The following is an 8,303-nucleotide window of genomic DNA, read 5'->3' on the forward strand; positions in this document are numbered from 1 at the left end:
GGCGAGACGCACCCCCTTCCCCCCGCAAGCGGGGGGGAGGGTTGGGGTGGGGGGCAGTTCCGTTCGGCGCGACTCCCAAGGATAGAGTTTCGGCTTTGCTGCCCCCCATCCCTAACCCTTCCCCACCGCAAGCGGGGGGAAGGGGGTGCGTCTCGCCTCCAGCCGATGGCGCTGGCGCAGCATCGGCCCGGCTCGACAGGCCGAGCGTTTCAAGCGTAACTGGCGACATGACCGTGCTCATTCTTGGTGGAACCAGCGAAGCGGCGGCGCTCGACCAGCATCTGGCCGAGCAGGCTCCGGACATCCGCGCCATCATCTCGCTTGCCGGCCATACAGTCGATCCCCGCCCATCGAACCTGCCGGTGCGCGTCGGCGGCTTCGGCGGCGTCGAGGGTCTCAGACAGTATCTGCGCGACGAGAACATCATCGCCGTCATCGACGCGACGCATCCCTTCGCCGCGATCATGCCCTTCAACGCCGAGCATGCCTGCAAGGCGGAAGGCGTGCCGCTGCTCGCCATCCGTCGCGAGCCCTGGCATGAGCAGCCGGGCGACCGCTGGCAGGAGGTGCGCGACATCGAGGCCGCGGCGGGTGTGCTGGGGCCGAAGCCGCGCCGCGTCTTTCTGACGATCGGCCGGCTCGACCTGCCGGTCTTCGCGGAAGCCCCGCAGCATCACTATCTCGTCCGCGCCATCGAGCCGATCGGGGACCGCCTGCCCGTGCCCCATGTCACGGTGATCCAGCAGCGCGGGCCTTTCCATGCCGATGACGAGGAGGATCTGATGCGCCGCGAGGGCATCGAGATCCTGGTCAGCAAGAATTCCGGCGGCGAGGCCACGGCCGGCAAGCTCGTCGCTGCGCGCCGCCTCGGCCTGCCCGTCGTGATGGTGGCGCGCCCGCCCAAGCCCGATGTCGAGACCGTCGCCCATGTCCATCAGGTCCTGCCCTGGCTGGTGGCGGAAGGGCTCTTCGTCACCGAGCGCGGCGTGTAGACCCAAGGGCGCTCTTCGCCGCGCGCGATCAGCCGCGTGCTCGATGCGCCGATCGTTACCAGCGTCGCCATGTCGGCGGACGCAGCCGCCTCGACCGCCTCCGCCAGCGTGAGAATCCGCAAGCCCTCATCGGCCCGCCCGACGGCGCGCGCGAAGATCACCGGCGTCTGGGCTGAGCGGTGCCGTGCGGCCAGTTCCAGCGCCTCGCGCAGCTGCCAGGGCCGCGCCTTCGAAATCGGATTGTAGAGGCAGATCACGAAATCGGCGGCCAGAACCGCCTCCAGCCGTGCCGTCACGACCTCCCAGGGCTTGAGGTTGTCCGACAGCGAGATCGCGCAGAAATCTCCGCCGAGCGGCGCACCGGCCTTGGCCGCAGAGGCGAGCATGGCGGTGATGCCGGGCTCGACCGTGATCGGCAGCGAGCGCCAGGCCGGGTCGCCCGCCTCCAGCGCCTCGAACACGGCCGCAGCCATGGCGAAGACGCCCGGATCACCGCCGGAGACGACCGCAACGGTCTTGCCCTCGGCGGCCAGCCTCAGCGCATGGCCGGCCCGGTCGATCTCCACGCGGTTGTCGGAGGCGTGCTTGGTCTGGCCCTCGCGTGCGGCGATGCGGTCGAGATAGGGGCCGTAACCGACGAGATCGCTGGCGGCGTCGAGCACGGCCTGGGCAGCGGGCGTCAGCCAATGCGCCTCGCCGGGGCCGAGGCCGACGACGGTGAGGGAGCCTGTGCCGGCCTTGGCCTTTTCCTCTACCTTCGCCACCTCCGCGCCGTCATCCCGGGCGGAGCGCAGCGGAGACCCGGGATCCATGCCTGGACCTCCCCCGGAAGCGTTCCGGAATGGATCCCGGATCGGCGCGGCTTCGCCGCTTGTCCGGGATGACGGCGAAAGGTCGGGAAAGGGCGAATCCCCGCTCACAGCCGCCGTCCCTCGCCCGGCACGAGCACCATCGAGAAATACGGCGCCTCGTCGTCGCCCTTGTCGCTGAGCTTCGTCACGACCTGCTCGGCCATGGTGGCGCGCTCGACATAAACGGCGCGCTCGACCAGCCCGGCGGCGGCGAGCGCCCGGCGCACCTTCGGCAGGTTGCGGCCGAGCTTCATGATCACGGCGGCATCGGTGTCGACGAGGCGACGCGTCAGCTCGGCTTCTGGCAGGGTGCCCGGCAGCACGGTCAGGATGTCGTCGCCCCAGGTGATCGGCGCGTTCGCGCGGGTCCAGGCGCCGGCCATGCCGGTGACTCCCGGCACCACCTCGGTCGGAAAGCGCGGCGACAGCCGCCGCCACAGATGCATGAAGGAGCCGTAGAAGAACGGGTCGCCGTCGCAGAGCACGGCGACGGTGCGCCCGGCCTCCATCTCGGCGGCCAGTAACGCGGCGGATTCGTCGTAGAAGGCCGCGATCGGCAGGCTGTAGCCTTCGTCCTCGACCGGCACTTCGATCGTCACCGGGAATGCGAGCTCGATCTCGCGGGCGGCATCGGGCGCGATGATGGCATCGGCCGTGACGCGGGCATTGCCGCGCCGGCCGCGCTTGCAGAAATGCACCAGCCGGTCGGCTCGCAGGATGATGTCGCGGGCGCGGATCGTCATGTAGTCGGGATCGCCGGGCCCCAGGCCCACGCCGAACAGCAGGGTCCGGGCCTTCGCCGGTTCGAGGCTCACCGGCTCATTCCTTCTCTTGGGCCAGCGCGTTGACGGCGGCTGCCGCCATCGCCGAGCCGCCGCGTCGGCCATGCACGACGAGGAAGGGCACGCGCCCGTCCTGCGCCAGCGCCAGCTTCGATTCCGCCGCGCCGACGAAGCCGACGGGGATGCCGATCACGGCGGCTGGCAGGGCTGCGCCGGCGTCGAGCATTTCGAGAAGCCGGAACAGCGCGGTCGGCGCATTGCCGATGACCACGACCGCGCCCGCGAGATGCGGCCGCCACAGCTCCATCGCGGCAGCCGAACGCGTCGTCCCCATCTCGGCGGCGAGCGGCGCGGTGCGGGGGTCGTCGAGCGTGCAGATAACCGGGTTGCGGGCCGGGAGCCTTGAAGGCGTCACGCCATTGGCGACCATCTTGGCATCGCACAGAATGGGCGCACCAGCCTTCAGCGCCGCCTCGGCGGCCGCGGCGAAATCCGGCGACATCGCCACATCGGCGGGCAGGTCTGTCATGCCGCAGGCGTGGATCATCCTGACGACCACATGCGCCGCCCGTCCGGGGAAGCGCGACAGATCGGCCTCCGCCCGGATGATCGCGAAGGAGCGCTCATAGATCGCCGCCCCGTCATGGATATAGTCGTAAGCCGTCTTCAAACCCATGGTCCTGCGATGCGCCCCGCCGCGAGCAGGCGGGCGTGAATCTCCTGTCCGGGCTGCAATCGCGTCAGGAGCCCGGAAAGGTCAAGCTCGGCGACGGCGCTGTCCCGCGTGGAGCCGCCAATGACGACGCCATAGCGCCCGTTGCGCCCGACCAGCGTCAGGTCGGACGCACCCGGCCGTGCGCAGGATTTGACGCAGCCGGAGACATGCAGCGTCAGGCCGCCGGCCAGCAGCGGCGCGATCGCCTCGGCGAGCTGCGCCGCATCGGCCATGGCCGTGGTCTCCGCCCGCAGGCAGGCGGGAGCCCCGGCGCAGGCCTGCACCGACAGGCGCGGATCATCGTCGCGGACGATCAGCCCAAGCGATTCGGCAAAAGCGAGGAGTGCGCTCACATCGACTTCGGCCATCCCGCCAAAGGCGATCCCGCGCCAGGGCGACAGGCGGATCTCGGCGCAGCCATGGGCTTCGGCGGCGGCCCCGATCCGGTCGAGCGTGATGGCATCCGCACGGCCAAAAGGCAGACCGATCAGCGCCGCGAAGTCACCAGCATCGAGGGAGAACAGCCCGGCGCGCCGGGGCGCGGGGCGCAGCGGCGGCGGTGCGGCCACGGGGAGGTCGCAGAGTGCCGCGAGCGCGTCCGGCGTCAGGTCGCGCATGCGGCGGATCGCATCGGGCGCGGCGGCCCGCAGCGCGGCGAAGCGTGCCAATATGGATGCAACGAGGTCGCCGGCCTGCTCGGCGCTGATCGGCCCCAGCCATCGGCGATCGGCCAGTGCGAGCAGCGCCATGCCCGGCGACGTCCCGACGATGCGCAGATCGCTGGCGAACGCGTCGAGCGATTGCGCTCCACCATCATCGACGATCACGGAGAATTTCGCAGGCAGCGCGGCGATGCCAAGGGCACGCGCTTCAATGTCGGCAGCAACAGCGACCGCGTCGATCACGACGCCGACGGCACTCCCTCCCCCCGCTTGCGGTGAGGATGGTTGGGGTGGGGGGCAGTGCCGCTCGGCGGGACGATGAAGGATGGATCTCGGGCTTTCCGGCCCCCCACCCCGACCCTCCCCACCGCAAGCGGGGGGAGGGAGAAGGGGGAGGTACGCCAATGGCGAAACCAGCGTCAGCCGCTGCGGCCCGTCGCCGTCATGCTCATCGACCAGTCGTTCCGCCAGCAGCGTCTCGACCAGCGCCGGATGCGTCTCCGCCGTGATTCCGCGCAATTGCATGTTGCCGCGCGCGGATATCTCGACCAGCCCGTTGCCGTGCTCGCGCGCCAGAGCCGCGATGCGGCAAAGCTGCGCCGGGGTCAGCCTCGTGCCGGGCGGATGCAGCCGCACGAGCCAGCCATCGCCGGTCTCCATCGGCCGCAGCGTGCTGGGGCACCACCCGCGCCGCAGGGTTTCGGGCGAGGGCGCGGTCATTCGGCGGCCCGCTGCACGACAGGCGCGCCGGCGAGAAACGCCCCCACCGAATTGCGCCGGCTGGTCCACAGCCCGCGCCGCGCCGCCTCGGCCAGCCGGGAGCGGATCGCAGCGGCGGCCGGTGCGTTGGCGGCCTCGATTGCGTTCCAGACGGATGCGTCGGCGCACCAGGCCTGGAACACCGCGTCGAACAGCCCGTCCGGCACGGCGTCCGTGCTCGCAGCGAAGACGAAGAGCGTGTCGAGCGCTTCCGCCAGCTCGGCCGCGCCGCGCCAGCCATGAGCAAGATGCGACGAAATCCAGCGCGGATGGGTCAATCGGCCATGGACGATGCGGGCGATGTCCTCCGCCAGCGTGCGCGCCTTCGGCGTCTCCGGGTTCGAGCTGTCGAGGCTGTAGAGCGCCGGGTTCGCGCCGAGCGACTGCGCGGCTGCCGCGAGCCCGCCGATGACGTCGGCCGCGCTCGACGCCTCCAGGATGTCGCGCCCGGCAGTGTCGCTGACATGGACGCAGGCGTCGGCCGCCCTGATCCGGTCCTTGAAACCGTCGTCGGGGCGGGCGCTGCCCTCCGGCCCGCCATAGGCATGGCTGGACGCGGCGAGGTAGGTGGCGCCGAGTTCGTCGCGCTGCGCCCAGTCGCCGTTCAGCGCGCGATCCGCCATCGCCGCGCCATAGCGGCCCGGTGCGGCGCCGAAGACGCGCGGTGGCGCCTCGCCGCGCCGGCGTGCGGCGGCGGGCTCGTTCCACTCATCCGCCTCGTCGAGCGCGGCGACGGCCCGCGCAGCGGCGTCGAGCAGGGCGACCTGCTGCGGAAATGTATCGCGGAAGGCTCCCGAGATCCGGATGGTGACGTCGATGCGCGGATGGTCGAGCTTCGGCTGAGGCGTGATCGCGAAGCCGGTGACTCGCGTCGAGGCATCGTCCCAGAGCGGCGCGACGCCCATCAGCGCCAGCGCATGGGCGATATCCTCGCCGCCTGAGCGCAGCGTTGGCGAGGCCCAGAGGTCCATGACGATGCGGCGCGGATGGTCGCCCTGGTCCTGAAGGTGCCGCTCGACCACGGCCTGCGCCGCGAGTGCCCCGAGCCGCGCGGCTGCCCGCGTGGGAATCGCGCGCGGGTCGAGCGTCGAGAGGTTGCGCCCGGTCGGCAGCACGTCGGGCCGGCCGCGATGCGGCGAGCCGGCGGGGCCGGGCGGCACGAAGCGCCCATCCAGCGCCCGCAGCAGGCCCTCGCGCTCGGCCCGTGCCGAGACGGGGTCGGCCTCCGACAGTCCGAAAACGTGCAGCCCGTCGCGGAAGGGCAGTTCGGCGATGTCGCAGAGATGCGCGTCGAGCCGGGTCAATGCGTCGCTCATCGAGAGATCGGTGGTGACGCCGCAGGAGGCGGCGAGCCCGCTCGCCTCGGCCCTCGCCCGGATTTCGCTGGCGACGATATCAGCGCGGCGCGGATCGAGCACCTGCGCCTGGCTGAATTCCTCGACGAGGTCGCGCAGCAACGCGGTTTCGCCCGCAGCCCCGGTCTGGGCCAGCGGCGGCGGCAGATGGCCGAGCGTGATCGCCGACAACCGGCGCTTGGCCGGAGCCGCCTCGCCGGGATCGTCGACCACATAGGGGTAGATCACCGGTAGCCCCTGAGTGACGAGGCGCGGCCAGCACGAGGCCGACAGGGCCACCGCCTTGCCCGGCAGCCATTCGGTCGTGCCATGGGTGCCCAGATGAATCAGCGCGTCGATGCCGGCAGTCTCGCGCAGCGCGCGGTAGAAGGCGAGATAGCCATGGCCAGGCGGTGCGTCGGGATCGTGATAGCGGGCCTTTCGATCCGGCGTCGCATCACGCGGCGGCTGCAGGGCGATGGTGAGAGCGCCGTCGTGGACGGCCCGGAAGCGGAAGGCGCCGTCCGTGCAGGCCGGGTCGGCTTCGGGCGCGCCATGGGCGGCAAGGAGGGCGTCGCGGGCCTCGGTGGGGATGGCGGCGAGCCACGCGCGATAGGCGTCGAGCGTGAGCGCGAGAGCGGCTGGGCCGGTTGTGAGGGCGGCCATCAGCCCAGATACCTTATCCTTCTCATCACCCCTGCCGTCATCCCGGGCGACCGCAGGGAGACCCGGGATCCATTCCGGAACCTCTCTGACAAATGTTCCGGAATGGATCCCGGATCTCCGCTCCGCTGCGTCCGGGATGACGGCAGAGGGAAGATTGACCCCATACCCCGCCTCCGCCAGCATCCCGCGGATCGCGCCGACGCTCGCCGGCGTGTCGAGCCCGACGGCGAAACCGGCCCGGCCGCCCCGCGCCGGATAATCCGACATCACCAATGCGAGCCGGCGCTGCGCGGCCGGCTTGGTGGCCAGCGAAATCCAGCCTGTCGCGAGATCGGCGAGCGCTGCGATGCCGTCCAGATCGGGCACTAGCCGACGGGTGGTCAGACCGGTTTCAGGGTCGGTGATCTCGGCCTTGAAGGCGACGGGGATAGCACCCAGACGACCGTCGAATTCCGGCAGCGCGACCTGCATGGCGAGATCCACGGACGAGAGCCCCCGCGTCGAGGCCGCCCAGGCCTCGCGCGTGCTGCCGACGGGCATCGCCTGGAGGATCGGGCAATCGGCGCCGTCGAGCACGAAATCTCCGCCCTCGCGCGCCGAGAACGCGGTCGTCGTGACGATGGCCGCCGGTCGCCGCGTCGCGATCAGCGCCGCGAGCTCCGCCGTGACCGCCGGGTCCTTCAGGCTGGTTAGGGCGAGGATCAGCGGGACCTGTCCCCGTGCGGCGAGCGCAGCGGCAAGCGCCTCGCCGGTGGCGGTATCGCCGGCGCTGACGGCCGAGCGATAGACCAGAATCGGTACGAAGCGTCGATCGGGAAGGGCGGCAACCGCCTCGCGCCAAGGCATAGGTGCGGCGTCCGTGCCCAGCGCAAAAAGCGGCGGAAGGGGCAGGGGCGCGAGGGGCGAAGCTGCGTCACAAGAGGGGCGCGCGGCGGCGAGATAACCCGCCGCCATCGCCAGCAACCGGCGCATGTTTTCGGCGCCGCCGCCGGCCTGGAAATAGCCCAGGATGGCGCGGGCGCAGGCGGGCGGAACGGTGCCGTGGCCCGCCAGCCGCTCGTCGTTGCGATCATCGCCCGGCAGGACGGCGAGCGCGATGCCCTCGCGCCGGCAGGTCTCGCTCAACCGCTCGACGCCGTAGCGCCAGCAATCGAGCCCACCGAGGCAGCGCACCAGCACGAAGCGGCTTTTTAGAACCGTCTTGTCGATCAGCAGGTCGACCGAGAGCGGGTGCTTGAGCCGGCGCAGCGAGGCGAGGCGGACGGTTAGCGCAGGCGCGCCGCCAATCCCTCCCCCCGCTTGCGGTGGGGAGGGCTGGGGTGGGGGGCAGTCCCGCTCGGCGCAACGATTCAGGTTGGAGCTCTGGCTTTGCAGCCCCCCCCCCCCCCCCCCCCCCCCCCCGGCCGGGGGGGGGGGGAAGGGCCCCCCCCCCCCCCCACAGTCGCCGGTGCGCGCCGGGGACGACACCCCCCTCGCCCCCCCCAAGCCCGCACGACAGCCGTCCCCCCCCGCCTTCCTGCACTACTCCCCCGCTGCGCACGC

At 71.5% G+C, this 8,303-nt stretch carries 6 protein-coding genes; 1 reads left to right on the forward strand and 5 read right to left on the reverse strand.

Annotation, left to right across the window (positions count from 1 at the left end):
* Nucleotides 1-227 precede the first annotated feature (227 nt).
* On the forward strand, nucleotides 228-992 hold the full coding sequence (locus tag AE618_RS23540; RefSeq protein WP_054211516.1) for a cobalt-precorrin-6A reductase: 765 nt from the start codon (nucleotides 228-230) through the stop codon (nucleotides 990-992).
* On the opposite strand, the gene cobJ is transcribed toward AE618_RS23540, so the two are convergent.
* From cobJ to cobN, 5 genes are all read right to left on the reverse strand, one after another.
* Nucleotides 935-1,804, reverse strand: a complete 870-nt coding sequence (cobJ, locus tag AE618_RS23545) for a precorrin-3B C(17)-methyltransferase (protein WP_082365523.1) — start codon at nucleotides 1,802-1,804, stop codon at nucleotides 935-937. The genes AE618_RS23540 and cobJ overlap by 58 nt on opposite strands.
* A 104-nt stretch (nucleotides 1,805-1,908) precedes the next feature.
* On the reverse strand, nucleotides 1,909-2,730 hold the full coding sequence (locus AE618_RS23550; RefSeq protein WP_054211517.1) for a precorrin-2 C(20)-methyltransferase: 822 nt from the start codon (nucleotides 2,728-2,730) through the stop codon (nucleotides 1,909-1,911).
* Nucleotides 2,663-3,301: a precorrin-8X methylmutase gene (locus AE618_RS23555; protein WP_054211518.1), complete on the reverse strand. Its 639-nt coding sequence runs from the start codon at nucleotides 3,299-3,301 to the stop codon at nucleotides 2,663-2,665. Before AE618_RS23555 ends, AE618_RS23550 begins: the two co-directional genes overlap by 68 nt.
* Nucleotides 3,292-4,722: a hypothetical protein gene (locus tag AE618_RS23560; RefSeq protein ID WP_082365524.1), complete on the reverse strand. Its 1,431-nt coding sequence runs from the start codon at nucleotides 4,720-4,722 to the stop codon at nucleotides 3,292-3,294. Before AE618_RS23560 ends, AE618_RS23555 begins: the two co-directional genes overlap by 10 nt.
* Entirely contained in the window at nucleotides 4,719-8,228 is a 3,510-nt protein-coding gene (gene cobN, locus AE618_RS23565; RefSeq protein ID WP_349236451.1) for a cobaltochelatase subunit CobN, read from the reverse strand. The genes AE618_RS23560 and cobN overlap by 4 nt, the downstream gene beginning before the upstream one ends.
* Nucleotides 8,229-8,303: the final 75 nt, after the last annotated feature.

The organism is Allobosea vaviloviae (assembly GCF_001298265.1).
Lineage (GTDB): Bacteria > Pseudomonadota > Alphaproteobacteria > Rhizobiales > Beijerinckiaceae > Allobosea > Allobosea vaviloviae_B.